The organism is Martelella sp. K41-7 (assembly GCF_055808365.1).
This window is the reverse complement of the sequence record NZ_CM147867.1, coordinates 3550535-3576433: the sequence shown is the minus strand read 5'-3', so window position 1 is coordinate 3576433 and position 25899 is coordinate 3550535. Positions and strand designations below refer to the sequence as shown.

Annotated in this window: 15 protein-coding genes, 1 tRNA gene and 2 pseudogenes; 15 read left to right on the top strand and 3 right to left on the bottom strand. The window is 59.0% G+C overall.

The features are described from left to right. The first annotated feature begins 85 nt into the window (after nucleotides 1-85). The 6 genes from AC0L7L_RS17020 (at nucleotide 86) to galE (ending at nucleotide 8642) form a co-directional block, all read left to right on the top strand. Nucleotides 86-820, top strand: coding sequence for a DUF624 domain-containing protein (locus AC0L7L_RS17020; RefSeq protein ID WP_272213238.1), 735 nt, complete (start codon nucleotides 86-88; stop codon nucleotides 818-820). Between the two features lie 14 nt (nucleotides 821-834). Next, entirely contained in the window at nucleotides 835-2094 is a 1260-nt protein-coding gene (locus AC0L7L_RS17015; RefSeq protein WP_272213237.1) for an ABC transporter substrate-binding protein, read from the top strand. 170 nt (nucleotides 2095-2264) lie between these two features. Beyond that, entirely contained in the window at nucleotides 2265-3422 is a 1158-nt protein-coding gene (locus AC0L7L_RS17010; RefSeq protein WP_473510253.1) for a galactokinase, read from the top strand. A 31-nt stretch (nucleotides 3423-3453) separates the two neighbouring features. After that, nucleotides 3454-4491, top strand: a complete 1038-nt coding sequence (locus AC0L7L_RS17005; RefSeq protein ID WP_473510251.1) for a UDP-glucose--hexose-1-phosphate uridylyltransferase — start codon at nucleotides 3454-3456, stop codon at nucleotides 4489-4491. 83 nt (nucleotides 4492-4574) lie between these two features. Further along, nucleotides 4575-7607 (top strand): beta-galactosidase, LacZ type, encoded by a 3033-nt coding sequence (gene lacZ / locus AC0L7L_RS17000; RefSeq protein ID WP_473510249.1) that lies wholly within the window; start codon nucleotides 4575-4577, stop codon nucleotides 7605-7607. Between the two features lie 42 nt (nucleotides 7608-7649). Beyond that, a complete protein-coding gene (gene galE / locus AC0L7L_RS16995; protein WP_272213226.1) occupies nucleotides 7650-8642 on the top strand; it encodes a UDP-glucose 4-epimerase GalE in 993 nt (330 codons plus the stop codon). Nucleotides 8643-8646: 4 nt separating this feature from the next. On the opposite strand, the gene AC0L7L_RS16990 is transcribed toward galE, so the two are convergent. Further along, nucleotides 8647-9813: a pyridoxal phosphate-dependent aminotransferase gene (locus AC0L7L_RS16990; protein WP_272213225.1), complete on the bottom strand. Its 1167-nt coding sequence runs from the start codon at nucleotides 9811-9813 to the stop codon at nucleotides 8647-8649. 163 nt (nucleotides 9814-9976) lie between these two features. Between AC0L7L_RS16990 and AC0L7L_RS16985 the strand changes: the two are divergent. After that, nucleotides 9977-13481: pseudogene (locus AC0L7L_RS16985) on the top strand (PAS domain-containing hybrid sensor histidine kinase/response regulator). A 28-nt stretch (nucleotides 13482-13509) separates the two neighbouring features. Here the strand turns inward: AC0L7L_RS16985 and AC0L7L_RS16980 are convergent. Next, on the bottom strand, nucleotides 13510-14550 hold the full coding sequence (locus AC0L7L_RS16980) for a DUF475 domain-containing protein (protein WP_272213222.1): 1041 nt from the start codon (nucleotides 14548-14550) through the stop codon (nucleotides 13510-13512). A 608-nt stretch (nucleotides 14551-15158) separates the two neighbouring features. On the opposite strand from AC0L7L_RS16980, the gene AC0L7L_RS16975 reads away from it, so the two are divergent. From AC0L7L_RS16975 to istB, 3 genes and pseudogenes are all read left to right on the top strand, one after another. Beyond that, nucleotides 15159-15232: transfer RNA gene (locus AC0L7L_RS16975), tRNA-Gly, on the top strand. A gap of 206 nt (nucleotides 15233-15438) precedes the next feature. Then, nucleotides 15439-17033 (top strand): annotated as a pseudogene (gene istA, locus AC0L7L_RS16970) (IS21 family transposase). Then, nucleotides 17030-17788, top strand: a complete 759-nt coding sequence (gene istB, locus AC0L7L_RS16965; RefSeq protein ID WP_272213221.1) for an IS21-like element helper ATPase IstB — start codon at nucleotides 17030-17032, stop codon at nucleotides 17786-17788. The pseudogene istA and the gene istB overlap by 4 nt, the downstream one beginning before the upstream one ends. Nucleotides 17789-18118: 330 nt before the next feature. Here istB and AC0L7L_RS16960 read toward each other — a convergent pair. After that, nucleotides 18119-19205, bottom strand: a protein-coding gene (locus AC0L7L_RS16960) for an IS3 family transposase (RefSeq protein WP_272209663.1) whose coding sequence is annotated in 2 segments (ribosomal slippage) — nucleotides 18119-18950 and nucleotides 18949-19205 — 1089 coding nt in all. Because the reading frame shifts where the segments join, the coding sequence is not laid out codon by codon here. Nucleotides 19206-19836: 631 nt separating this feature from the next. Between AC0L7L_RS16960 and AC0L7L_RS16955 the strand changes: the two genes are divergently transcribed. From AC0L7L_RS16955 to AC0L7L_RS16935, 5 genes are read left to right on the top strand one after another with little or no spacing between them, the layout of a single operon-like run. Further along, entirely contained in the window at nucleotides 19837-22104 is a 2268-nt protein-coding gene (locus tag AC0L7L_RS16955) for an FAD-dependent oxidoreductase (protein ID WP_473510246.1), read from the top strand. 25 nt (nucleotides 22105-22129) lie between these two features. After that, the gene (locus tag AC0L7L_RS16950) at nucleotides 22130-23392 is read left to right on the top strand and encodes an ABC transporter substrate-binding protein (protein WP_473510244.1); all 1263 of its coding nucleotides are present in this window, start codon (nucleotides 22130-22132) and stop codon (nucleotides 23390-23392) included. A 10-nt stretch (nucleotides 23393-23402) separates the two neighbouring features. After that, the gene (locus tag AC0L7L_RS16945; protein WP_272213216.1) at nucleotides 23403-24335 is read left to right on the top strand and encodes a carbohydrate ABC transporter permease; all 933 of its coding nucleotides are present in this window, start codon (nucleotides 23403-23405) and stop codon (nucleotides 24333-24335) included. Nucleotides 24336-24338: 3 nt separating this feature from the next. Then, nucleotides 24339-25175, top strand: a complete 837-nt coding sequence (locus AC0L7L_RS16940; protein ID WP_272213215.1) for a carbohydrate ABC transporter permease — start codon at nucleotides 24339-24341, stop codon at nucleotides 25173-25175. Further along, entirely contained in the window at nucleotides 25172-25894 is a 723-nt protein-coding gene (locus AC0L7L_RS16935) for an IclR family transcriptional regulator (RefSeq protein WP_272213214.1), read from the top strand. Before AC0L7L_RS16940 ends, AC0L7L_RS16935 begins: the two co-directional genes overlap by 4 nt. The last annotated feature ends 5 nt before the right edge of the window (nucleotides 25895-25899 follow it).

Sequence of the window (25899 nt, the reverse complement as noted above, 5' to 3'; positions counted from 1 at the left end):
AGAAAAGTGGAAACCGGTTTTCCGTCCGGAATTGCGCAAAGAGGCAACAGAAAACGGGTTTGAGGGGCGCGGGAGGCGTCTTGATATGAACTGGCTGACCAACTGGATGACGAAGGAAGGACCGGGCATTCTCAAGAATGCGCCGAAGAAGAAAGGGCTTGCCCTTTTTGCCTTTATTCTCGTCCGTGAGGCCTGGGACCTGTTCAGGCTCAACATCCTGATGCTGGTGTTCTCGATCCCCGTGATCACGGCACCTGCGGCCCTTGCCGCCGGCATCAGCGTTACCAATGTGATGATCGATGATGAAAACGTCTGGCTCTGGCGCGATTTCCGGCGTGCGTTTGCCCGCCATTTTGTGAAGGCGACGGTATGGGGGCTGCTTGCCGCACTGGTCCTCGGACTTGCCGGATACGCAGTCTATATTTACGGGCAGCTTGCCCAGCATGCGCTTGTCTATGTGCTGCCGGTCGCCATTGGCGTCTGTGTCATCGCCTTGGTGGCCATGGTCGCGATCTGCCTGTTTTCGGCGATGACGCGGTTTCCGCTTTCCGGCGCAAAATTGCTGCAGGTCGCTCTGCTGGCAGCCATCGCCCGACCGCTGCCGGTTCTGGCCGGTCTTGCCTTCACACTGGCGCTCTGGCTTGTTCACATCGTCTTCTATCCGGTCACCGTGTTCACCCCGGTGGTCTTCAACTTTTCCCTTGGCGCGCTGGCATTGGCATTTTCGGCGCACAAGGCAACCGGTTTCGCGTTTTCCCGCATCAATGGGACGGACAATCCGAACGCGAAAACCACGGCAACGGCGCAAACGCGCGCTTAAACGGAGGAGTGAAAATGAAGAACCTACTCAAGATGACCCTGCTGGCAACGGTCGGCCTGATGCCGCTTGCTGCACAGGCGCAGGACAAGACGACGATCAACTGGGCGCTCTGGGACTGGGATGCAACGGCCTATTACCAGCCGATCATCGACGCCTTCGAGGCCAAATACCCCGACATCACCGTCGAACACACCGACCTCGGCTCGGCCGACTTTTCCACCATGCTGATGACCCAGCTTTCCGGTGGCGGTTCCGACCTTGATGTGGTTCAGGTGAAGGACATTCCGGGCTATGCCAATCTGGTCAAGGCCAACCTTCTGGCCTCGCTCAACGACGATATCGCCGAAAACGGCATCGACACAAAAGCCTATGGCGGCCTGATCGAGGCGCTGACGGTTGACGGCAACGTCTATGCCCTGCCGTTCCGTTCGGACGTCTGGATCCTCTACTATAACAAGGGTCTGTTCGACGAAGCCGGTGTCGAATACCCGACCAACGACATGACCTGGGATGAGTTCGGCGAAAAAGCCCGCGCCCTGACGTCAGGCTTCGGCGCCAGCAAGACCTATGGCGGGTTGTTCCACACATGGCGTTCGACCGTGCAACTGCCCTGCATCATGGACGGCGAGCACACGCTTGACGGCGGCAGCTATGAGTTTCTGACGCCTTGTTACGAGATGGTTCTGGGCCTTCAGGAGGATGGTGCTGTTCCCTCTTATGCCCAGTTGAAGACTTCTGGCACGCATTATTCCGGTCCGTTCTATAACGGTGCGGTTGCCATGCTGCCGATGGGCAGCTGGTTCATCGGCACGCAGATCCAGAAGGTCGAATCCGGCGAATCGCTCGCCACCGAATGGGGCATAGCGCGCTATCCGCATATGGATGGCATTGAAGCCGGCACAACGGCTGCGACAGTCACCTCGATCGGCGTGTCGGCCAATTCCGAACACAAGGATGCCGCCATGAAGTTCGCCAACTTCATCGCCGGTCCCGAAGGCGCCAAGGTGATTGCCGAAACCGGTACGTTCCCGGCGCTGATGACGGATGAGGTTCTGGCTACTATCACCTCCAAGGAGGGGTTCCCGACAGACGAAACCAGCAAGGGCGCGCTGAAGACGGTTCAGAGCTACCTCGAAATGCCGGTCAACCTGAAGGCAGCCGATATCGAGGTTGTTCTCAATCGGGCCCATGACAACATCATGACCGACAATATCTCGGTCAAGGATGGTCTAAAGGAGATGGATGAAGGTGTTCAGCAGGTCCTGAACAAGTAATTCAGCCTTTCGAAATGCGCGCTCCGGTTTTGGTGCCGGGGCGCGCATCATCCATTACGTTTCCTTTTTTGGGCAGTCCTGCTCAAAAAACGCGGTCTTCGTGATAACTCAGGTTGACGATACCGCTCTTTCATCATCACATGCGCGCGTCTTATTTGAGGGAGGGGAACATGTCCGACATCGTTTTACTGCGCGAGGCTTTTGCCGAACGGTTCGATGGGCCCCCGCAGCTTTTCCGCGCGCCCGGGCGGGTGAATCTGATTGGCGAACATACCGATTATAACGACGGTTTCGTTATGCCGGCCGCCCTCGAGTTTGAGGCTCAGGCCGCCGCCGCCGCACGCGAAGACCGCCTCATCCGCATCCATTCGCTGAACAACGGCAAGAGCGCCGAGATCGATCTTTCCGCCGAAACGCATACGCCGCGTGGCGACTGGACGGATTATGCCTTCGGCGTCGCGGTCATGACCGAGGCGGCAGGCAAGCCGCTCAAAGGCGCCGATATTCTGGTGTCATCGACCGTTCCCGTCGGCTCCGGCCTTTCATCGTCGGCAGCGCTTGAAGTGGTTGTCGGTTATGCGCTGCTTTCGCTTTCGGGCCATGATGTGGATACCGTCGAGCTGGCGAAGATCTGCCAGAAGGCGGAGAACGATTATGTCGGCATGCGCTGCGGCATCATGGACCAGTTCATTTCCTGCAACGGCGTGCATGACCACGCACTGATGATCGATTGCCGCTCGCTGGACCGCAAGCCGGTGCCGATCGATCCCAAGGCGCGGATCGTGGTGGCCAATTCCATGGTGCATCATGCGCTCGCCGATGGCGAATACAACAAGCGCCGCCAGTCCTGCGAAGAAGGCGTGCGTCTGCTTAAACCTGCGCTTGGTGATATCACGGCACTGCGTGACGTCAGCTTCGATGCGTTGGAAGAAAACCGCGATTTCCTGCCGGATCTCACCTATCGCCGCTGCCGCCATATCGTGACCGAAAACGAGCGTGTGCTGGCGGCTGCCGATGTGCTGGAGCGTGGCGATCTCGAAGCCTTCGGGCAGTTGATGAACGCCTCCCACGCCTCGATGCGTGATGACTATGAAATCTCCTGCGCCGAGGTCGATACGCTGGTCGCAACCGCACAGCGCCAGCCGGGCGTTTTCGGCGCGCGCATGACCGGCGGCGGTTTCGGCGGCTGCGTGGTCAGCCTTGTTGCCGCCGATGCCGTCGATGGTTTCATCGACGCAGTGCGCGTTGCTTATCGTGAGGCCACGGGCCACACCTCCGATGTTTTTGCCTGCGCACCGCAGGATGGCGCCGGCCCGCTTGCCGGATAAACTGGCCGGATGAACGAGAGGACTTGAACCGATGAACATGTTTTCAGATCACCCGCACCGGCGTTACAATCCGCTTGTCGGTGAATGGGTTCTGGTTTCGCCGCACCGTTCAAAGCGGCCATGGCAGGGCCAGGTCGAGGATGCGGTGGTGCCGGATATGCTGGCCCATGACCCCGAGTGCTATCTCTGCGCCCGCAATACCCGCATCAATGGCGAGATCAACCCGGATTATACCGGTACCTTTGTTTTCGAAAATGATTTTGCCGCGCTCACCGAGGACGCGCCGAAGGAGCGCTTCGAAGACGGGCTGCTGTTGGCCGAGGGCGAAAGCGGTATTTGCCGGGTCATCTGCTTTTCGCCGCGCCATGATCTCACCCTGGCCCGGATGCCGGTGGCCGACATTGCCAAAGTGGTTGATGCCTGGGTTGCACAATACGAGGAACTCGGCATCCATCCCGACATATCCCATGTCCAGATTTTCGAAAATCGCGGTGCGATGATGGGGTGCTCCAACCCCCATCCCCACGGCCAGATCTGGGCGAGCCGCAGCCTGCCGAACGAGCCGGCAAAGGAAACCGAGAACCAGCGCGCCTATTATGAAAAGCACGGGCGCCCGTTGCTGCTGGCCTATCTGGAGCAGGAACTGGCGCTTGGCGAACGCATTCTGTTTGAAAATGATGGCTTCGTCGTTTTGGTGCCCTATTGGGCGGTCTGGCCGTTCGAGACCATGGTGCTGCCGAAGCGCCATATCCGCTCGATGGAGGAAATGACGGAAGGTGAGCGCGACCACCTTGCCGAAGCGCTGTCTAAGGTCACGATACGCTATGACAATCTGTTCAAGACATCCTTCCCTTACTCCATGGGTTTCCACCAGCGCCCGACCGATGGCCACGATCACGATGAATGGGTGATGCATGCACATTTTCTACCGCCGCTGCTACGCTCGGCGACAGTCAGGAAATTCATGGTCGGCTTCGAACTGCTCGGCTCGCCGCAGCGCGACCTGACCCCGGAACAGGCAGCTGACCGGCTGCGTGATCTTCCCGAGACCCACTATCTCGCCGACTGAACGAGCGGCAGAGCCCGAGGATGCCAGACTGGCGGCTCTCGCTGCCGCCGGTGATGCCGCGCGAGAATTGAGAAAGACTGAAAATGCCCTCAGAGCCGAACATTGTCTGGCTTTCCGATCCCGAAATCTTTGCGGTCAACCGTCTCGATCCCGTTTCCGATCACACTGCCTGGCCGAGCGCCGATGCTGCGACCGAGGGCGGGGATAATTCGCTTCGCCAGAACCTGTCGGGTCGTTGGGCGTTCAGTCTGGCGGAGACCGTCAGCGCGCGGCCGGAAGATTTTCATGCGCGCGGTTTTAACTGTTCTGGCTGGGACGAGATCGAAGTGCCCGGCTATATCCAGCTTCAGGGTTTTGCGCCGAACCAGTATGTGAACACGCAATATCCCTGGGACGGTATCGAGGAATTGCGACCGCCCGAAGTGCCGGAAGCCAATCTCGTTGGCTCGTACTTACGCGATTTCACCTTCGAAGAGACAGCCGGAACCGGTCGGGTCGTGCTGACATTCGATGGTGTCGAGACGGCGTTTTTCGTCTGGCTGAACGGCGTTTTCATCGGCTATGGCGAGGACAGTTTCACGCCATCGCGCTTCGATGTCACCGGTGTGATCAAGGATGGCGAAAACCGGCTGGCGGTGCAGGTGTTCCAGCGCTCGTCCGCAAGCTGGATCGAGGATCAGGATTTCTGGCGTCTGACCGGGATTTTCCGCGAGGTCTGGCTGGAAAAACAGCCCACACTCCATCTCGAAGACCTGTTCGTCACCACCGAGCTTTCCGATGATTTCGCGTCGGCAAAGCTCAGGTTGCGGATGAAGCTGGCGCTTGATAATCCCGGCGCCATGGTCGAGGTCGCGCTCAACGGAATTGGCGGTGCGGCGGTGGTTGCACCGCAGCGCTTTGCCGCAGCGCAGGAGATGGACATCGCTTTCGATGTTGCGTCGCCGAGTCTCTGGAGCGCTGAAAATCCCAATCTCTATGATCTTGCCATTACCCTTGTCGATGCAGATGGAAAAATCACGGCGTTCATCCCCGAGCGCGTCGGTTTTCGCCGTTTCGAGATGATCGACAGTATCATGCATCTGAACGGCGCGCGCATCCTCTTCAACGGCATCAACCGGCATGAGTTCAACCCGGTCCGGGGCCGGGCTGTGACCTATGAGGACATGCTCTTCGATGTGAAATTCTTCAAGCGCAACAATATCAACGCGGTGCGCACCAGCCATTATCCCAACCAGTCTGCCTTCTATCGGCTCTGCGATGAATACGGGCTCTATGTCATCGACGAGGCCAATCTGGAAAGCCACGGTTCCTGGCAGAAGGACGGCGCTGTCGAGCCGAGCTGGGTGGTGCCCGGCGACCGGCCGGATTGGCGCGCATGTGTGCTGGACCGCGCCCGCTCCATGCTTGAGCGCGACAAGAACCATGCCTCGATCCTGATCTGGTCCTGTGGCAATGAAAGCTTCGGCGGCAGTGTCATCTTCGACATGTCGAACTGGTTCCGCGACCGCGATCCCTCTCGTCTGGTGCATTATGAGGGCATTTTCCACGACCGGCGTTTCAACGGCACATCCGACATGGAAAGCCGAATGTATGCCCTGCCGCAGGATGTCGAGGACTGGTTGAAGGACGATCCGCAAAAGCCGTTCATTCTCTGCGAATACACCCATGCCATGGGCAATTCCTGCGGTGGCATGCATCTTTACACCGACCTTGCCGACAAATATCCGTTCTATCAGGGTGGTTTCATCTGGGACTATATCGATCAGGCGCTGGCGCTCGGTGATGGGGCGCTTGACCGGCGGCTCGGCCTTGGCGGTGATTTCGATGACCGTCCCTCCGACTATACTTTTTGTACGGATGGCATTGTGACCGCGTGGCGGGAGGAAACGCCCAAGGTTCAGGAAGTCCGCGCGCTTTATCAGCCCTTCGACATCACGCCCGCCCCCGATGCGATCACGATCCGCAACAAGAACCTGTTCGTCTCTGCCGCGGCGTTCTCGCTCAATGTCCATCTGCTGAAAGATGGCCAGCATGTGTTTTCGGCCACGATGGCCCCGGAGGTTGCCGCAGGTGAAACGGTGACGCTGCCGCTCGCGCTGCCGTCGAGGCTTGCGCCCGGCGAATATGCCGTGCAGGCATCGCTCTGCCTGAAACAGCCGTCGCTCTGGGCCGAAGTCGGCCACGAGATCGCCTTCGGGGAACATGTCTTCGGGATCGACGTTGAACCTGACATTGCCGCACCGGTGGGGCTGAAGCTGACGCGCGGCGATCTCCATCTCGGCGTCGAAACGCCGGATTTCTTTGCATTGTTTTCAGAGGCCTTCGGCGGCATGACGTCGTTGAAAACCGGCGGCATCGAATTCATGCATCGACCGCCGCGCCTGACCTTCTGGCGGGCGATGACCGACAATGATCGGGGTCGCAATCATGGTTTCGATCATGCCGTCTGGCAGACGGCAAGCCTCTATTCCAAACGCGGTCCTGTCGCATTCGACCTCGGGGGAGATCAGCCGGTGGTGCGCTACCGTTTCCCGCTGCCCGGCCTGTCCGTGATGCCGGAGGTGACTTATCGGGTCGGGGGCGATGGTCTCATTCATGTTACAGCCGATTTTCCGGGCGGCGAAGACCTGCCGGACTTGCCGATCTTCGGACTGCAGTTCACGCTCGGTTCGGCCTTCGATCGCTTCCGCTATTACGGTCTCGGTCCAGAGGAAAATTATGCCGATCGCGTTTGCGGTGCTCGACTTGGCATTTTCGAGCGCACCGTTGCCGGCAATCTCTCACCCTATTCCGTCCCCCAGGAATGTGGGAACCGGATGGGGACGCGTTTTGCCGAAGTGATCGATGAGAAGGGCAGGGGGCTGCGCTTTACAGCCGAGGGCGTGCCGTTCGAATTCAACGCGCTGCACTATGGCACGATGGAGCTTGAGACGGCAGAACGCCCGGAACACCTGCCGCCGGTGACGAAAACGGTGGTGACGATTGCAGCGCGGCAGATGGGGGTAGGCGGGGATGACAGCTGGGGCTCGCCGGTGCACGAACCTTATCGTGTGCCTTCCAATCAGCCGCTTTCTCTTGCATTCTCTGTCGCGCCTGTTGGCCTGAAGGGCAAGTAACGATTTTAGGGCACGTGTGGGTGCCGAAAGGAGATTGATGAAATGGCAATATTGGTAACCGGAGGCGCTGGCTATGTCGGAAGCCACATGGCGCATGCGCTGGTCGACCGTGGCGAAGAGGTCGTGGTGATCGACGATCTGTCGACCGGTCACTCCGAGCTCATTCCCGAAAAGGCAAAGCTGGTCGAAGGCGATATTGCCGACAGCAAGCTGGTCTCAAAGCTGATTGCGGATGAAAATATCAAAGCAATCGCCCATTTTGCCGGTTCCATCGTGGTCTCGGATTCGGTTTCCGATCCGCTGACCTATTACGAAAACAACACGGTCAAATCGCGCGCACTGATTGAAACCGCCGTCGCTGCCAAGGTCGAGGCCTTCCTGTTTTCTTCCACGGCGGCCGTCTACGGCGAGCCGGGGGTCGATCTTCTCGACGAGGAACAGAACCTGCAGCCGGTCTCGCCTTATGGCTGGTCCAAGCTGATGACCGAGGTGATGTTGCGCGACAGCGCGGCGGCCTACGGGTTGAAATATGCGGCATTGCGCTATTTCAACGTCGCCGGCGCCGATCCTGAAGGGCGCACTGGCGAGACCCGCGAACATGCGACCCACCTGATCGAGATTGCCGCGCAGGCGGCGACCGGACGACGCAACCGTATGCAGATCTTCGGCACGGATTACCCGACGCCTGACGGGACCTGCCTGCGCGACTATATCCACGTCACTGATTTGATCGACGCGCATGTGAAAGCGCTGATGCACCTTTTGAACGGCGGCGAAAACTTCGTCGCCAATTGCGGCTATGGCCACGGGTTTTCGGTGCTTGAGGTGGTTGACGCCATCAAGCGCGTTTCCGGCGTTGATTTCCGCGTGGACCTGGCCGAGCGGCGCCCCGGTGACCCGCCGGCACTGGTGGCTGATTCCGCCCGGGTGCGCGGAATCCTTGGCTGGGAGCCGAAATATGACGATCTCGATACCATCGTCAAACATGCGCTGGCCTGGGAAGATCAGCTCGTGAGCGGCTGCGTCAAACTCTGATCGCTCAAAGCTTGCCGATATAATCCGCCAGCCGTTCGGCGGCATCGGCAAGCTGGCCACCATTGCGCAGGAAACAGGCGCGCAGGAACGGTTCGCCACCCGGCCCGAAGGCGGAGCCAGGGGCGAGCCCGACGCCGGTCTTGTCGACGATGTCGAGCGCGGCCCTGCGGCTGTCGGTCAGGCCGTCTACTTTCAGGAAGGCATAGAGCGCTCCATCGGGCTTCAGCGTTTCCACCCTGTTGGTGGCCAGCAGACGGTCACAGAGGATGTCGCGGCCGGCGCGCGCGCGTTCGAAATTTTCCGCAATCACATGATCGCCGTCGCGGATCGCGGCAAGCGCGCCCTGCTGCATGAACTGAGCAACGCCCGAGGTGGTGTATTGCACAAGGTTTTCGATGGTATCGCCGATTTCCGGCGGTGCCACCAGCCAGCCCACGCGCCAGCCGGTCATCGACCAGTTCTTGGAAAACGAGTTGATGAAGACGATCCGGTCGCCCTCCTCCATGATGTCGAGGAAGGAGGCGGCGCGGCCGCCTGCGAAATGATAAAGCGCGTAGATTTCATCCGCCAGGATCCAGATGCCGTGGCGTCGCGCGATTTCAAGAAGCGCTGAAAGGTCTTCAAGGCTCGCCGTCCAGCCGGTCGGATTGGCCGGCGTGTTGACGAAGATCATCCGTGTTTTCTCGGTGATCGCCGCCTCGACCCGCGCTGGATCGAGGTTCCAGCGCCCATCGGCAAATTCGAGCGGAACACCGACCTGTTTTGCGCCTGAAACGCCCAGTGCGGCGGCAATGTTCGGCCAGGCGGGTGTGAAATAGATCGCCTCGTCGCCGACTTCTGTCATTGCCTCGACCATGATCTTGATCGCGTGCATGCCGGAACCGGTGACATAGATGTGTTCCGGTGACAGGTTCGCGCCGAAATGGCGGGCATAATAGTCGGCGATTGCCGTGCGCAGCGGCGGAATGCCGCGCTGGTGGGTGTAGAAGGTCTCACCATTGTCGAGCGCGGCCTTGGCTGCATCACTGATGAATTGCGGTGTCGGCAGGTCACCTTCGCCAGCCCACAGCGGCAGAAGATTGTTACGGTCGCGACCATAATTGATGATTTCGACGATGCCGCTTTCCGGTGCGTCTGTCGCCCTTCGGCTGAGGCTTTTGTTCAGTGTCATGCGGTTCTCCGTGCTCGCTCTGTTGTAATGCGGAGACCGTGCTTCATTCCATCAAATTCCTGCACGAAATCATTGTTTTTTGTGATGGCATCTGCTGCGACAGTCGCATTTGAAACCGGCAAACGATAGCCTATGGTGAAACCGGTCCGAAGGGAGGCGTTCGATGTTGCCGGGCTGGCTGATATTGTTGGCAGCGCTGCTCTACATCATGCTGTTGTTTGCCGTGGCGAGCTACGGCGACCGGCGGGCAAAGCGCGAGCTTGCGCCACGTTCAGGCCGCAACTTCGTCTATGCGCTGTCGCTGGCGGTCTACTGCACCTCCTGGACCTATTTCGGCGGCGTTGGCCTTGCCGCAACGCGCGGGCTGGAATTTCTCGGCATCTATATCGGCCCGATACTGGTGTTCACCATTGGCATGCCGGTGGTCCGGCGCATCGTCTCGCTGGCCAAATCGGAAAAGCTGACCTCGGCGGCTGATTTTCTCGCCGCCCGTTATGGCAAGAACCCGATGGTCGCAGGACTGGTGGCACTGATCTCGCTTGCCGCCGCCATTCCTTATATCGCATTGCAGTTGAAGGCTGTTTCGGATTCTGTCTCGGTCATGGTCGGCGGTGCGCTGGACCTTTCCTCGGTCGGTGCGGTCTTCGGTGTTGGCCTGCCGCTTGCCGTCACGCTGGCGCTGGCCAGCTTTGCCATCGTGTTCGGTACGCGCCATACGGATGCGACCGAGCATCAGGATGGGCTGATTCTGGCGATTGCCATGGAATCGGTCGTCAAGCTGGTGGCCTTCGGTTCTGTCGGCCTGTTCGTGCTGTTCGTGCTTTTCGACGGTCCGGTCGACCTGCTTTCCGCCGCACGGGAGAATGCCGCGGCGGCGGCGGCTCTCACCTATAAGACGCCGATCAGCCGCTGGGTGCTGCTGACCGTGCTTTCGGCCTTTGCCATCCTGCTTCTGCCGCGCCAGTTTCATGTGACGGTGGTTGAAAACCGCAGCGAGGGCGAACTGAGCCTCGCACGCTTCCTGTTTCCCGCTTATCTGATTGCGATCAACCTTCTGGTGCTTCCGGTCGCCATTGGCGGCGCGATGATGCTCGGTCCGGAGGTTGATCCCGATCTTTACGTGCTGCAATTACCGCTGACGCAAGGCCAGCCGTTGATCTCGCTGGTCACCTTTCTTGGCGGCTTCTCGGCGGCAACGGCGATGGTCATCGTCGCGTCCGTGGCGCTGGCGATCATGCTGTCGAATGATATTGTAAACCCGATCCTGCTGCGGCGACGGATGATTGCCGGCCAGGCCCACCGGCAGGATTTCTATTCGCTGCTTTTGAACATTCGCCGCGCTTCGATTCTGGGAGTCATGCTGCTGGGCTATGGCTATTATCGTCATATCGACAGCGAACGGGGCCTGTTTTCCATCGGCCTTCTGGCATTTGCGGCGATTGCGCAAGTGGCGCCGGCGCTGTTCATCGGGCTCGTCTGGCGCACGGCCAATGCACGCGGTGCGATTATTGGCCTTTCGCTCGGCTTCCTCATCTGGGTTTACCTCCTGTTTGTGCCGAGCCTTGGCGGACCCGATCATTCGGCGATTGCCGGCGAGGTGATGAATTTCATTGTCCCGGGGACGGGTCTGTTCACCGGTCCCGGCTCCGATATTCTGCTGAACGTCACCTGTCTGTCGTTGCTGATCAATGTTGCGGGTCTTGTGCTTGGCTCGCTCAGCCGGCAGGCGCGGCCGCTCGAGCGCATCCAGTCGGGCATTTTCGTCAAGCGCCAGGCTCGCTGGCAGTCGTCGGCGCGCGGCATCGGCACAGGCGTCTCCGTCGGCATGTTGCGTGAAACCCTCAATGGCTATCTCGGCACGGAACGCACCGCACGCTCCTTCGCCACATTCGAGCGCAATGCCGGTCGCCGCATGAGCGATGACGAGCAGGCCGATATGGCGCTGATCCATTTCTCCGAGCAATTGCTCGGCAGCGCCATCGGCCTCGTCCTCGGCGCGGCTTGTGCTGTCGCTGGTGCTGCAGCGCGCGGAAGCAGCCTCGGGTGACGCCGCCTTCCTGCTCGATCAGGCCAGCGAAGCGCTGCAGTATAATCAGGGCTTGTTGCAGACGGCGCTTGCCCAGATTGATCAGGGGATCGCTGTTTTCGATGCCTCGAACCGGCTCACCGTCTGGAACAAACGCTTCCGCGCATTGCTGGACCTGCCGGAAGAGGTTGGGCAGGTTGGCTATCCGTTGATCAACATCATGGGCCGGCTATCGTCGCGCGGGGACCTGACCGGCGATGAGGCGCATGAAGCGCTCAGACGGCTGCGTGCCCATGAAAGTGCCTTTCCGATGGTGCTCGACAGAGGCCGGCGGATCATCGAGGTGCAGTCACGCGCCATGCCCGAGGCCGGTATGGTCGTCACCTTTACCGATATTACGCAGAGGGTGGAGGCCGACCTCGCGCTCAAACAGGCCAATGAAACGCTGGAACAGCGGGTAGCCGCCCGCACCGCGGAACTCACCGAGGTCAACAAGGCGCTGAGGATCGCGCGTGCGGCCGCCGATGAAGCCAATATCGGCAAGACCCGGTTTTTCGCAGCCGCCGGTCATGACATTCTGCAACCGCTCAACGCCGCCCGGCTTTATGCGACGGCGCTGGGCGAGCGCATGCCGGCCGATGGCGAGGATCGCGAATTCTCAGACAAGATCGACTCGGCTTTGCAATCGGTCGAGGATATTCTGGGTGCCGTTCTGGATATTTCGCGGCTTGATGCTGGCGCGATGAAACCGCATTTTGTCGCCGTCAACCTTGGCGATATGCTGAAGCGGGTGGAAACCGACTTCCGGCCGCTTGCCGACGAGCGCGGGCTGAAATTCACGGTCGTCACATCGTCGCTGAAGGTGCGCTCGGATGCGCACGCGCTGAGGCGGCTGGTGCAGAACCTGGTCTCGAACGCAATCAAGTACACGATCACGGGCAAGGTTCTGGTTGGCGTGCGCCGTCAGGGAAATCAGGCCGTGATCGAGGTGCATGATACCGGGATCGGCATTCCAGCCTCCAAGGCTGAAAGCGTCTTCAAGGAATTCACCCGTTTGGACGAGGGGGCGCGCGCTGCCCAGGGGCTTGGCCTTGGTCTTTCGATCGTCGACCGGCTGGCCCGCATGCTCGAGCATCCAGTTGCGCTGGTGTCAGCGCCGGGCGAGGGCACGGTCTTCCGGCTCACGTTGCCGTTGGCCGAAGCCGGCATTGAAACCGCACCTCATGCCGCGAAATCCGCCAGCCGCCCTCCCGGCCAGGCCATAGCGGGTCTCAAGGTTCTCTGCATCGATAACGAGACCACGATTCTGGAGGGCATGCGGGTGTTGCTCGGCGGGTGGGGGGCGGATGTGCATGTCGCCCGCAGTGCCGAGGCTGCAGGCGCGGTCAATGTCGTCCCGGATGTCATCATCGCCGATTATCATCTGGATAATGGCGGAAGCGGTGTGCAGGCGGTCGTCACGCTGCGCGAGCACTACCAGCGGCATATCCCGGCGCTGCTTTTAACCGCCGACCGCACGCAGGATGTGCGTGATCTGGCGGAGGAGGAGGATATCATGGTTCAGCACAAGCCGCTGAAACCTGCACTGCTGCGTGCCTTCCTCAACCAGATTGCGCTTTTTCACAAGGCGGCTGCCGAGTAGAACCGCCGCCTCCCTGTGGCCGTAAAGGCTAAAGTGCCTGCCTTAAACGTTCCAGTTTTCGCCAGCGCAGCGACGACCACAGAGAAAGACCGATCAGTCCGGCGCCGACAAGGCCGGTGATGGCCTCTGGAATATGGAAAAGGGTTTGGACGAACATGATCACCGCCAGAACCAGAATGGCGTAAAACGCGCCGTGCTCAAGAAAGCGGAATTGCGACAGCGCCTTGCGGTCGACCAGCAGGATCGTCAGAGAGCGCACATACATGGCGCCGATGCCGAGCCCGGTGGCGATCACCAGCAGGTTCTTTGTCAGCGCGAAGGCGCCGACCACGCCGTCGAAGGAGAAGCTCGCGTCGAGCACTTCCAGATAGATGAAAGCGCCAAGCCCGCCCTGTGCCGCCGCCTTTGCCTGGCTGGCATCCAGAAACCCGCTCAAGATCTCGACGCCGAGAAAGGTGATAAGGCCGTAAAGCGCCGGATAGAGGAAATCGCCGGATCGTTCCTCCGCCACAAGGCCGGAAAAAACAAGCACGAGAATAAGCGCGATCCCGATCTCGATGCCTTTGATCGAGGCGGAACGCGCCATCGGTTCCTCCAGCCAGGGCAGCCAGTGCACGTCCTTGTCGTGGTCGAAGAAATAGGTCAGTCCGACCATCAGCAGGAAGGTGCCACCGAAGGCGGCGATCGGCAGATGGGCATCGTGCATGATCTCCGCATAGGCGCGCGGCTCTGCAAAGGCGAGGTGGACCGCGGCGATGGGGCCGATTTTCGCGGCAAGTGCCACGATCACCAGCGGAAACACCAGCCGCATGCCGAACACCGCGATCAATATGCCCCAGGTGAGGAAGCGGCGCTGCCACACATGGCTCATCGTCTTCAGCTTGTTGGCATTGACGACCGCGTTATCGAAGGACAGCGAGATCTCGAGAACAGCGAGCACGGCAGTGATGAACAGAAAGGTGAGCGCGCCGCTTATTCCGAAGCTGAAATAGCCGTAAACGGTGCTGCTCACCAGGCCGGCGGCTGTGACGATGAAAGCCCATTTGAAATAGGAAAGTATGGAGTTCATGATCGCGCCTCCTTCGAAAGGCAGACGCGGACGCGGGTGGATACACATGCGCTGTGCGCACGCGATCCGACGAGATGGATCTGAAGCATGATAAACATGTCCGCCGGCTAATTTGCGGGCGGTACCGACATCACGAGAGCGCCGTCAAACTCTCGCCAGAGGGGCCCGGTACCGGGTTCGCCGTCTGCATCCTGCGCGCGCCCTTTGCATACGGGGCAATCCCATGAAGGCGCTTTTGCGGACAGCCGAATTGCCGACTGCCTCAAGATTATGATCGGCGCCCACAGGTTTAGCCACAGCGGGCAGGCCGTCAACCCCCAAGGCAAAAGCGACAGCGCGGAGCGGCCGTTGTTTCGCAGAATAGAGACCCCGAAACCGGTTATAAGCTGGGTTGTGCCTGACGTCCGCGCGGTGTCAGCCAGAGTGTAGACATGCTCGATCTCATCAGCGTGAAGGCTGGTGCGCGCGACCTGCAATGGGTGCGTACCGTCTCATCCGAGCGCTGCGGGCAGTCTCAAGACGGCCGATTGATGTGACGATCGGCTTTTTTCGTCTTGTCCTTTGGCCCTGGCCGGTGGTAATGATCGCCATCCGGCACTTGTCCGTCAGCGGGTATGATGTAATGGTAGCCTGTCAGCTTCCCAAGCTGAACGCGCGGGTTCGATTCCCGCTACCCGCTCCAATAATTTCAAATAGTTAGTCTGAAAACGTTTCACTCGTTATACTGCGTTTCACTTGGCGGCTTTTGGCCGCCGAATGTTCGCTTGAGAACGGCGGTGCAAAAGTCGGCCACGAAAGCGGCGGAATAATCTCGTCCGCGGGCGGAGTAAAATCCGGCCACCTATCTTCCTTCTGCAATGAGCGCAGGAGGGACAGAGGATTTACACCGTGGATCTTTATCTGAAGGTTCGTCTGGCCGTCTCGGAAGGGATGAGCCGGCGTCAGGCAGCCAAACACTTCAACATATCCCGCGACAGCGTAGCGAAGATGCTGTCGTATTCGACGCCACCTGGCTATCAGCGACAATCACCAGTCCGGCGGCCGAAGCTGGACGCGTTCGTTTCGACGATCGACCACTGGTTGGATGAAGACAGACACGTGCCGCGCAAACAGCGCCATACGGCCAAGCGTGTTTTCGACCGGCTTTGTGATGAGTGCGGGTTCACCGGCGGCTATACGATTATCAAGGACTATATCCGGGAGCGGGAACAGCGCCGTCAGGAAGTGTTCGTGCCGCTTTCTCATCCGCCCGGCCATGCGCAGGCGGATTTCGGTGAGGCGACGGTGGTGATCGGCGGTGTCGAGCAGAAAGCCCGGTTTTTCGTGCTCGACCTTCCGCATAGCGACGGCTGCTACGTGCGGGCTTATCCGGCGGCGGTGGCCGAGGCCTGGATTGATGGCCACGTCCATGCGTTCGCCTTCTTCGGGGCCGTGCCGCAATCGATCGTCTATGACAATGATCGCTGCCTTGTGGCGAGGATCCTGCCTGACGGCACGCGTAAGCGGGCAACACTGTTCAGCGGGTTCCTGTCCCACTACCTGATCCGGGATCGCTATGGCCGGCCCGGAAAGGGCAATGACAAGGGTAACGTCGAGGGCCTTGTCGGTTATGCCCGGCGTAACTTCATGGTCCCCATCCCGCAGTTTGCGACCTGGGATGCGTTCAATGCCTTTCTGGAAGAACAGTGCCGGAAGCGCCAATGTGACAGGCTGCGCGGTGAGAGCGAGACGATCGGTGAACGGCTGCAGCGCGATCTGGCTGCCATGCAGTCCTTGCCAGCGTCGCCATTTGACGCCTGCGACCAAGCCAGCGCCAGGGTGACGGCCCAGTCTCTCGTTCGCTACAAAACCCGCGCATCGGCCAGGAGATCGGGAACGATTTCCGTTCGGAACGATGCGCATATTCAAAGTGCCGGATCGTCGCGTGCGCAAAGAGCGCACGGCGATCCGGTGACTATTCCGTGCCTGTCGCCTACGGTCATCAGGACGTTTGGGTTCGAGGCTATGTCGACAAGGTGGTGATTGGTTGCCGCGGCGAGATCATCGCCCGCCATCCCAGGAGCTGGGATCGGGAAGATGTCATCTTCGACCCTGTTCATTACCTGCCGCTGATCGAACAGAAGATCAATGCGCTGGATCAGGCGGCCCCTCTGCAGGGCTGGGCTCTGCCGGAGGAGTTTGCGACACTGTGCCGGCTGATGGAAGGCCGCATGGCAAAGCATGGCCGGCGAGAATACGTGCAGGTTCTTCGACTGCTGGAAAGCTTCGATATGGCTGACCTGCATGCGGCGATCAAGCAAGCCCTGCAACTCGGCGCGATTGGCTTCGACGCCGTCAAACATCTGATTCTTTGCCGGGTGGAGCGCCGGCCGCCGCGACTGGATCTGTCGATCTATCCCTACCTGCCGAGAGCAACCGTCGAGACGACATCGGCGAAGGCGTACATGGGCCTCTTGTCATCGGGGAAGGGAGAAGCGGCATGAGCACCGAAGCACCCGAGATTCTGCTTGCCCACGACCTCAAGACCCTGAAGCTGCCGACCTTCCAGCGGGAGTATCAGAAACTGGCCCGGCTTTGCGCCACCGAGGGCGTCGACCACATCGGGTACCTCAGCCGGCTTGCCGAGCGGGAAATGGTCGAACGGGATCGTCGCAAGGTCGAGCGGCGTATCAAGGCAGCCAAATTCCCGGTCGTCAAAAGCCTCGACAGTTTCGACTTTGCCGCCATCCCGAAGCTCAACAAGATGCAGGTGCTGGAGCTGGCCCGCTGCGAATGGATCGAGCGTCGCGAGAACGTCATCGCTCTCGGCCCCAGCGGAACCGGGAAGACGCACATAGCGCTCGCCCTCGGCCTTTCAGCCTGCCAGAAGGGCCTGTCCGTTGGCTTCACCACAGCCGCCGCCATGGTCAGCGAGATGATGGAGGCCCGTGACGAGCGGCGCCTCTTGCGTTTCCAGAAGCAGATGGCAGGGTACAAGTTGCTGATCATCGACGAACTCGGCTTCGTGCCGCTCTCCAAGACTGGCGCGGAACTGCTGTTCGAGTTGATCTCGCAACGTTATGAGCGGGGCGCCACCCTGATCACCAGCAATTTGCCCTTTGATGAATGGACCGAAATCATGGGATCCGAGCGCCTGACCGGCGCTCTGCTCGACCGCGTCACGCACCATGTCAACATTCTCGAAATGAATGGCGACAGCTATCGTCTCGCCCAAAGCCGTGCCCGAAAGGCCAGCTGAAACCCTTCAGAAAATCGCTACGCAGGTATGAGGCCCCCGCTCGGGCTACGCCCTCCCGCGGGCCTCATACCTGCGCCCGAGGTGGCCGACTTTTGCTCCGCCCCGTGGCCGGTTTTTACGCCGCCGTTGACAGTTAGAAATTAATGGCCGCTAAGCGCAACAGGGCGAGCGCCCTGTCGGACAGCGGATCATCCTCATCGCGCCGAACAGCCAGCCTGACATTCGTCCGTTCGATGGGTTGCTCCAGGTTCCTCAATCGTGGGTGAAAGATGCGCGGAGCTCACATGGGGTGGTAATCCTCCCCTTTTTAACGGGGCTTTTTGGTAGAATTCACGCAGCCATTTTCAGTTTCTGTGCGGGTGTCATTCCGCCGATGCCCATATTGGGTCGCTCGTTGTTATAGCTCCATAACCATTGTGTGGCGAACGCCTGCGCCTCTTCGATACTCTCGATGATGTATTGGTCAAGCCATTCGTGTCGTACTGTCCGGTTGTAGCGTTCGACATAAGCGTTCTGCTGCGGCTTTCCAGGCTGGATGTAATTCAGCGCAATGCCCTGATTTTCAGCCCAGTCCATAAGCCTTCCACTGACATATTCCGGGCCATTGTCAACACGTATTGCCAGCGGTTTGCCGCGCCACTCAATGATCTGGTTCAGGCTACGGATGACACGCTCCGCAGGTAGAGAGAAATCGACCTCAATGCCAAGCCCCTCACGGTTAAAGTCATCCAGAACATTCAAAAGCCGAAACTGCCGGCCATCGGCCAGCCGATCCGCCATAAAGTCCATGGACCAGACCGCGTTCGGCGTTGTCGGGACATTGAGTGTATCCGGTTTTTCCCGTTTCAGCCGCCGGCGTGGCTTGATCCTGAGGTTCAGCTCAAGCGCGCGGTAGATGCGATAAACACGCTTATGATTCCAGCGCCGTCCCTGTACGTTCCGCAGATAGAGAAAACAAAGGCCAAAGCCCCAGTTCTTCTTTGCCTGCGTCAAGCCGGTCAGAAGATCGGCGATCTGTTCATTCTCATCATTGCGTTTGCCTTTGTATCGGTAGCAAGTTTCGCTGACACCGAACGTTCGGCAGGCAAGTGCTATGCTCACCCCACGTATCGCCACGGCTTGCGCGGCCACCTCCCGGCGTAGAGATGGCCGCGTCATTTTTTCCCAAAGCCTCTTTCAGCAGTTCGGTTTGCATGCTCATCTCCGCATACATCTTTTTCAGACGGCGGTTCTCGTCTTCCAGCGCTTTCATCTGGCTGATCATCGACGCATCCATGCCGCCATATTTGGCCCGCCATTTATAAAAACTCGCTGAACTCATCCCGTGCTCCCGGCAAAGTTCAGGCACAGGAACGCCACCTTCTGCCTGACGCAGAATGCCAATAATCTGTGCTTCGCTAAATCTCGTCTTTTTCATCAAAATCTCCTCAGTCATAAAACCCGAGAAAATTCTACTTTTGAAGCCCATTATTTTTCGGGGGGATTACCGGGTCAGCCGCGCGAAACGGCGGCTGATCACCTCAACTTGGGCCGGACCGCTTAACCTATTGGGCGTTCCAGAGCGGTAATACTGTCAAGGCCCTCGGCAACTTGCCCTTTGGGGCCATGCGCTTCGCGAGGGTAATCCGCGATCTCAGGCTTGCATGCCGATGGCGGTGTTCTCGTCTATTGGATTGCTGGCAGTTTCCTCTTTTTGGTGACTTCCAGCGGAGATAGGAGGTCATTCAATGCAGAATCTGGTCTCAAGCTCGATAGGCAGCTCTGAAACACTGCATCTAGGCTTGATGACAACCGTTACCTCGCGATGAACAATATCCTGAAGCGTCATATACGTTATGGCATTACAAAGTCTGATGAACGAGGATCTCGAGCTTTCTAGAGCATATGGATAAGTACTTTGATTTGGCGCTGGATTTGAGGTGTTCGGGCAGCGGTACAGCTCGGATAGAAGCAAGGGCTGCTCGGCGGCATCCGTAGCATGCATTGATTCAGACTTGACATCATGATTTCAATTATAGATATTTCTATTATTGAAATGGGAGAAACGCATGATTGTTGAGAGTGCCAGTGCTCCGCGTGACCTGACGACCGTTGAAATCGAGGCGGATCTGGTCGTTGTGGGAGGCGGTCTTTCCGGTGTTTGCGCCGCAATTTCGGCGGCGCGGGAGGGCTTGGAGGTCGCATTGGTGCAGGACCGGCCGGTTCTGGGCGGCAACGCCTCAAGCGAGGTTCGTCTCTGGATCCTGGGCGCCACCTCCCACGGCGGCAACAACAATCGCTTTGCCCGCGAGGGCGGGATCATCAACGAGCTGCTGCTGGAAAATCAGTTCCGCAATCCGGGCGGCAATCCCGTCATCTTCGACAGCATCGTTCAGGATTGGGTGAGCCGGGAGCAGAACCTGACCGTGCTCGTCAACACCCAGGTTTTTCATGCGGTGACGACGGAGAATCGCGTTCGCGAGATCCATGCCTTTAACTCTCAAAACAGCACCATGTACCGGCTTTTGGGCGCCTTTTTTGCTGATTCGAGCGGTGACGGCATACTCGTTCACATGTCGGGTGCGGCCTATCGCATGGGCGCGGAAAAGGCAGACGAGTTTGATGAACCCATGGCGCCGGGCAATAATTACGGCGAGCTGCTCGGCCATTCGATGTATTTCTACACCAAGGATGTCGGCCATCCCGTCGATTATGTCGCGCCCGATTTCGCGCTGAAAGACGTGCCTAGCCTCATTCCGCGCTACCGCCGGTTCCGCACCACCGAACAGGGTTGCTCGCTGTGGTGGATCGAATGGGGCGGCAGGCTGGACACGATCCATCAGTCGGAAGAGATCAAGGTCGAGCTGCAGAAGATCGTCTATGGCGTCTGGAACTACATCAAGAATTCCGGGGAATTTCCGGAAGCTGCCAATCTGGCGCTCGAATGGGTCGGCACCATTCCGGGCAAGCGCGAAAGCCGGCGGGCGGAAGGCGACTATATACTGAAACAGAAGGACATTGTCCGCCAGATCGTCCATGAAGACGATGTCTGCCATGGCGGTTGGTCAATCGACCTACATCCCGCCGACGGCGTTTATGGCGATGCCGATGGCTGCAATCAGTTTCATGCCAAGGGCGTCTACGGCATTCCCTTTCGCTGCATGTACAGCCGCAATATCGAAAATCTCTTTACCAATGGCAGGCTCCTGTCCGCTTCTCATGTCGCTTTCGGCTCGTCGCGGGTGATGGCCACCTCGTCGACCGTTGGCCAGGCGATCGGCACGGCTGCAGCCCTTTGCGTCAAGGCTGGAATTTTCCCGCGCGATGTGGCGAGGCCGGAATATCTTCCCGCCCTGAAGCGGGCGTTATCTCGTGCCGGCCATTATGTGCCCCATTACGATGCCTTGGCAGACGGCAACTTGGCGCGTGCGGCGGAAATTGCCGTATCCTCGACTTTCGCATTCTCCGGCCTCGCCCATGATCACGGCTACAAGCAGCTGACGGCCAGCTACGCCCAGCTTTTGCCGGGACGCACCGACATCGACAATACGATTCATGTGCCAGTACGCGCGGCGCGGCAGGCGGAGATCAACGTTGAACTGAAGATTGCCGAGAAGCCTGAAAACCATACGCCGGAGACACTGGTCAGCGCGGTTTCGCTGCCGCTTGATGCTGGCGAACAGACGGTCGCGATCCCACTGCCGAAACTTGCGCGGGCACAATATGTCTTTGTCTGTTTTATGGAAAACCCGGATGTCGAGATCGGGCTTTCGAGCGAGTGCATCACCGGTCTTGTCGCGGTCAAGAAAGGCGGCCTCGACAAGGTTTCGACCACGGCTCGACAGGAAGCGCCAAGCGAGCTTGGCGTCGACAACTTCGATTTCTGGGTGCCCGAGCGTCGGCCCGGGGGCGCCAATATCGCCTTTGACGCGGACCATCCCCTGCATGTCTTCGATGCCACCAACCTGACATTCGGACCGCTCAGGCCGACGTCCGCCCCCAATGCCTGGATGGCCGATCGTGAGGACACGGCGCCTGAAGTGAAACTCAGCTTCGAGACGCCGATCCTCGCCCAAAAACTCATTCTCTATCTTGATTGCGATTACGATCATCCGCTGGAAAGCGTGCAATACCGCCACCATGACCGGGTTATGCCGCTTCTTGTTCATGACGCCACGATCAGCGCCAATGGCCGCGTCGTGGCCGAGATCCGAGACAATCGCAATCCTGTCCTTGCTGTCGATCTTTCGGAGGAAAGACAGATCGACAGCCTGAGCCTGCGGCTGGCCAACAGACAGGGCCACGCCGTGTCACTGCTTGGACTGCGTGTAGAATAAACAGATAACTGGAGGAGAAACGATGATGGCTTTCAAAGCGGGCGTTGCAACGCTGGCGCTTTCGGTGAGTGCGTTTGGCGCTCATGCCGCCGATGGCAAGGTGACATTCCTGAACTGGATCACGGCCGAGCCCAGCAATGCGCCGGTCATGACCCAGCTGATCGAAGAAACCGGCGTATCGGTTGATGTGCTGTCGAGCGCCTGGGGGGATATGCAGAAGACGGTCTTTTTGAGGATCCGGACCGGCCAGCCGCTTGATGTTTACCAGGCACAGGAACGCTGGCTACCGACCTTTGCCCAGATGCCCGACGTGGTCGATTTCAACGAACTCTACGGCGAGGAGAAGCTCGCGGCGATGTTCCCGCCGGAAGTGTTGGCCGCGGGTCAGGTCAAAGGCAAGCAGGTTGGTATGCCGTGGAATATCGGCTCGATCAGCCTCGTCTCCAACCGCAACGTGCTGGAGTCGTCCGGGGTTAACGAGCCGCCGGCGACGATCGACGACTTCGTCGTCGATCTTGAAAAGGTCAAGGAGGCCCACCCGAACAGCACACCTTATGCGATGATGACCAAAGGTGACGATCTGGTATCAAGCGATTTCCAGCTCTGGCTCTGGGCCTTTGGCGGCTCGATCTTCGACGAGAACGGCCAGCCGGTCGTCAATTCTGAAGCCACGGTCCAGACCCTGGACTTCATGAAGGATCTGGTCGATCGCGGACTTTCCGCTCTTGATGTCGATCGCGGGGCTGCACGGCGCATGTTCGGACAAGGCGAGAGTGCCTACTATTTCGATGCGCCGGTCGCAAAGGGCTTTGCGGAAGATTTCTCCGGTGAGGGCGAAGCGTTCGTCAAATATGTCTATCCGGTCCCCATGCCGGTGGCCGAGGCCGGCATGACGCCGCATTCCATGGAATGGGGGCATCTTCTGGTGATGCGCGAGACACAAGAAGGCATGGTGGACGGCGGCCTTTCAGCCGAGAGCCCCTCTGCAAAGCTGATTTCGGGCCTGACAATGAATGACGAGATCCAGCTCGAATACTTCCAGAAGCTGGGCGCAATCCCGGTCACCAAGTCGGCGAGGGCGAGCGACATCGTTACCTCCGACCAGTATATTGTCGACTGGAATGTCTCTCTTGGCATGCCGAAGCTCAACGAACTCGCTTCTCTCAAGGATAGCGCCAATTATGTCGCCATTGTTTCGGAGGAGGTTCAATCCGCCGTGCTGGGCAAGAAAGATGCTGCAACGGCTGCGGCCGACATGCAGAGCCGTATCGAAAAACTGATGAACTGAGGACGGTGACATGGACATGGCGACCACGCGCCAGCTGGGGTCGACAAGCCCGGCCCGGCGAAAGCCCGGCTATCTGAGACGTTCAGACAGGCGTTTTGCCTATCTGATCCTCGCCCCGGCGATGATTGCGTTTCTGGTCATGGTGGCCTGGCCCTTTTTGGATGCCATGTCCATGGCCCTCTACCAGTACACGATCTATGATACGGAGCCGATCTTCATTGGTTTCGAGAATTTCAGAACCATCCTCACCGATCCTTACGTGCTTGGATCCTGGGTGACGACGGCGATCTTTGTCGCCGGCACGACGCTTCTGACCATGTTTCTCGGCCTTTCCTGGGCGCTGCTGATGTATCAGGATTTTCGGGGCCGTGCGGTCTTCCGCACCATGACGTTGCTGCCATGGATCCTGCCGTCAACGGTGAGCGCCTTCATCTGGGCCTGGATGCTGAACGGGCGCTACGGCATCGTCAATATGCTGTTGATGGATATCGGGGCCGTCAACGCTCCAATACAGTTTCTCTCCAACGATGTCGGGGCTATGATGGCCGTCATCCTGACGCGAACCTGGATTTCCATTCCGCTGTTCATGTCCTTCTTTCTGGCAGGTCTGCAAAGCATGGACTTCCAGCAAATAGAGGCGGCGCGCATCGATGGCGCCGGTAATCTGAAGATTGTGCGGCGCCTGATCCTGCCGCATCTCAAACCCGTCTTCCTCGTCACCGGTGCGCTTGGCATGATCGGCAATCTGCAGCAGTTCGACATCATTTTCGCGCTGACCGGCGGCGGACCGGTGCGGGCAACCTCGGTCCTGTCGATCGAAGTCTACAAACAGGCCTTCCAGAACTGGAATCTCGGCATGGCGTCTGCCATCGGAGTGCTTTGGGTCTTCACGCTGATGCCGATCGTCATCTTCTATCTTAGAAGCCTGTTCAGGGAGGATTGAGCCATGCTTGAACTGCGCACCTGGCGGGAAAAGGCCGGCTTTATCGTCATTCTCGCCGTCATCGCCTTCTTTCTATTCTTCCCTGTTTACTGGGCGCTGTCGAGCGCCTTCAAGGCCAACGCCGAGCTATACCTTTCAGACCCGACCTTCGTGCCGCACCGGCCTTATCTCGGCCATTTCATCAATGCCATCACGCAGGGTCCGTTGATCCTCCAGCTTGGCAACAGCCTTGTCACGTCTACCGCTTCGGCGCTTTTGAACGCGGTTCTGGCAGCGCTGGCCGGCTACAGCTTCGCCAAATTCGACTATCCGGTGAAACGCCCACTGATGCTGCTGATCCTGTCGGCGCAGATGTTTCCATTTGGCGTTCTGTTGATCAGCATCTACCCAATGTTGCAATCGGTGGGCCTGCTCGACACCCGTATCGGACTGACGGTTTCCTATATCGTCTTCGCGCTGCCGGTCTCGACCTATATGATGTACAGCTATTTCAAGCAGGTGCCGAACGAGCTGATTGAGGCGGCCAAAGTGGATGGCGCTAGCAATATGAAGATCTTCCGGCGCATCGTCATGCCGATCTCGCTGCCTGCCTTCATCACCGTTGCGCTTTATGCTTTCATGTGGTCGTGGAATGATCTGCTCTATTCGATGACGCTGATCACCTCTGATGACAAGCGCACCGTCGGTCCCGGCCTTCTGTTACGCTATATCAACGAAAACAATGCCGATTGGGGCGGGGCCATGGCGGCCTCATTTATCGTCGCCGCGCCGGTTATCCTTGTCTTTTCCGTGCTGCAGAAGCAATTCATCGGCGGCGTGACCTCGGGAGCGGTGAAATGAGCGACAAACCCCAGACATCCCAGCCCAACCAGAGCCTTGTCGATGGTATCCGCTGTTTTCAGGAACTGACGACCAGCGATCATCCGCTTGGCACCAAGGAACTTGCCGAGCGGCTGGGCATCAACATGATCAAGGTGAACCGGCTGCTCAGGACGCTGAAAGCCATCGGCATGGCCGAGCAGAACCAGCAGAAGAAATATCTGCCCGGCCCGGTGGTGCATGTTCTGGCGGCGCAGAGCTTTCATTCCTCCGCGTTGTTTCGCGCTGCGACCCATGTGGCGATCAGCCATGCATACGATGACCGGACGCTGGCGATCGGCATTCTGTGGAAGGATGCGGTGGTCTATATGTATCACTCACTTGCCCATCAGAACCCGGCCGAAGGCCTTGGTGGCTACCATCTCTACCACGCCTCGCAGTCTTCGATCGGCAAGGCGCTTCTGGCCGAGATGGATGACGACGCGCTGGCGCTCTGCATCGCCGACTGGTCGGAGGACGCAAGAGCGGGGCTTGCCGACACCATCGCCGCGATAAGGCGCAACGGCTATGCCTGCCAGCGCGATGCGGCCGGCCGCATCAACAATATCGCCGCCACCTTTTCGGTTGGCGGCGCAAAAGCCGGCATCGCGTTTACCGATATCGCCACCGAAGACAGCGCTCTTGAGAGCTATGTCGGCGAATTGAAGACGCTGATCCGCGAAATTGAAAGCTACGCCTGAAAGGC

Coding starts and splice junctions, on each gene's coding strand:
- AC0L7L_RS17005 (WP_473510251.1), top strand. CDS start 3,454: ATGAACATGTTTTCAGATCACCCGCACCGGCGTTACAATCCGCTTGTC.
- lacZ (WP_473510249.1), top strand. CDS start 4,575: ATGCCCTCAGAGCCGAACATTGTCTGGCTTTCCGATCCCGAAATCTTT.
- AC0L7L_RS16990 (WP_272213225.1), bottom strand. CDS start 9,813: ATGACACTGAACAAAAGCCTCAGCCGAAGGGCGACAGACGCACCGGAA.
- AC0L7L_RS16980 (WP_272213222.1), bottom strand. CDS start 14,550: ATGAACTCCATACTTTCCTATTTCAAATGGGCTTTCATCGTCACAGCC.
- AC0L7L_RS16935 (WP_272213214.1), top strand. CDS start 25,172: ATGAGCGACAAACCCCAGACATCCCAGCCCAACCAGAGCCTTGTCGAT.
- AC0L7L_RS17010 (WP_473510253.1), top strand. CDS start 2,265: ATGTCCGACATCGTTTTACTGCGCGAGGCTTTTGCCGAACGGTTCGAT.
- AC0L7L_RS16950 (WP_473510244.1), top strand. CDS start 22,130: ATGGCTTTCAAAGCGGGCGTTGCAACGCTGGCGCTTTCGGTGAGTGCG.
- AC0L7L_RS16945 (WP_272213216.1), top strand. CDS start 23,403: ATGGACATGGCGACCACGCGCCAGCTGGGGTCGACAAGCCCGGCCCGG.
- AC0L7L_RS16955 (WP_473510246.1), top strand. CDS start 19,837: ATGATTGTTGAGAGTGCCAGTGCTCCGCGTGACCTGACGACCGTTGAA.
- AC0L7L_RS17020 (WP_272213238.1), top strand. CDS start 86: ATGAACTGGCTGACCAACTGGATGACGAAGGAAGGACCGGGCATTCTC.
- AC0L7L_RS17015 (WP_272213237.1), top strand. CDS start 835: ATGAAGAACCTACTCAAGATGACCCTGCTGGCAACGGTCGGCCTGATG.
- AC0L7L_RS16940 (WP_272213215.1), top strand. CDS start 24,339: ATGCTTGAACTGCGCACCTGGCGGGAAAAGGCCGGCTTTATCGTCATT.
- galE (WP_272213226.1), top strand. CDS start 7,650: ATGGCAATATTGGTAACCGGAGGCGCTGGCTATGTCGGAAGCCACATG.
- istB (WP_272213221.1), top strand. CDS start 17,030: ATGAGCACCGAAGCACCCGAGATTCTGCTTGCCCACGACCTCAAGACC.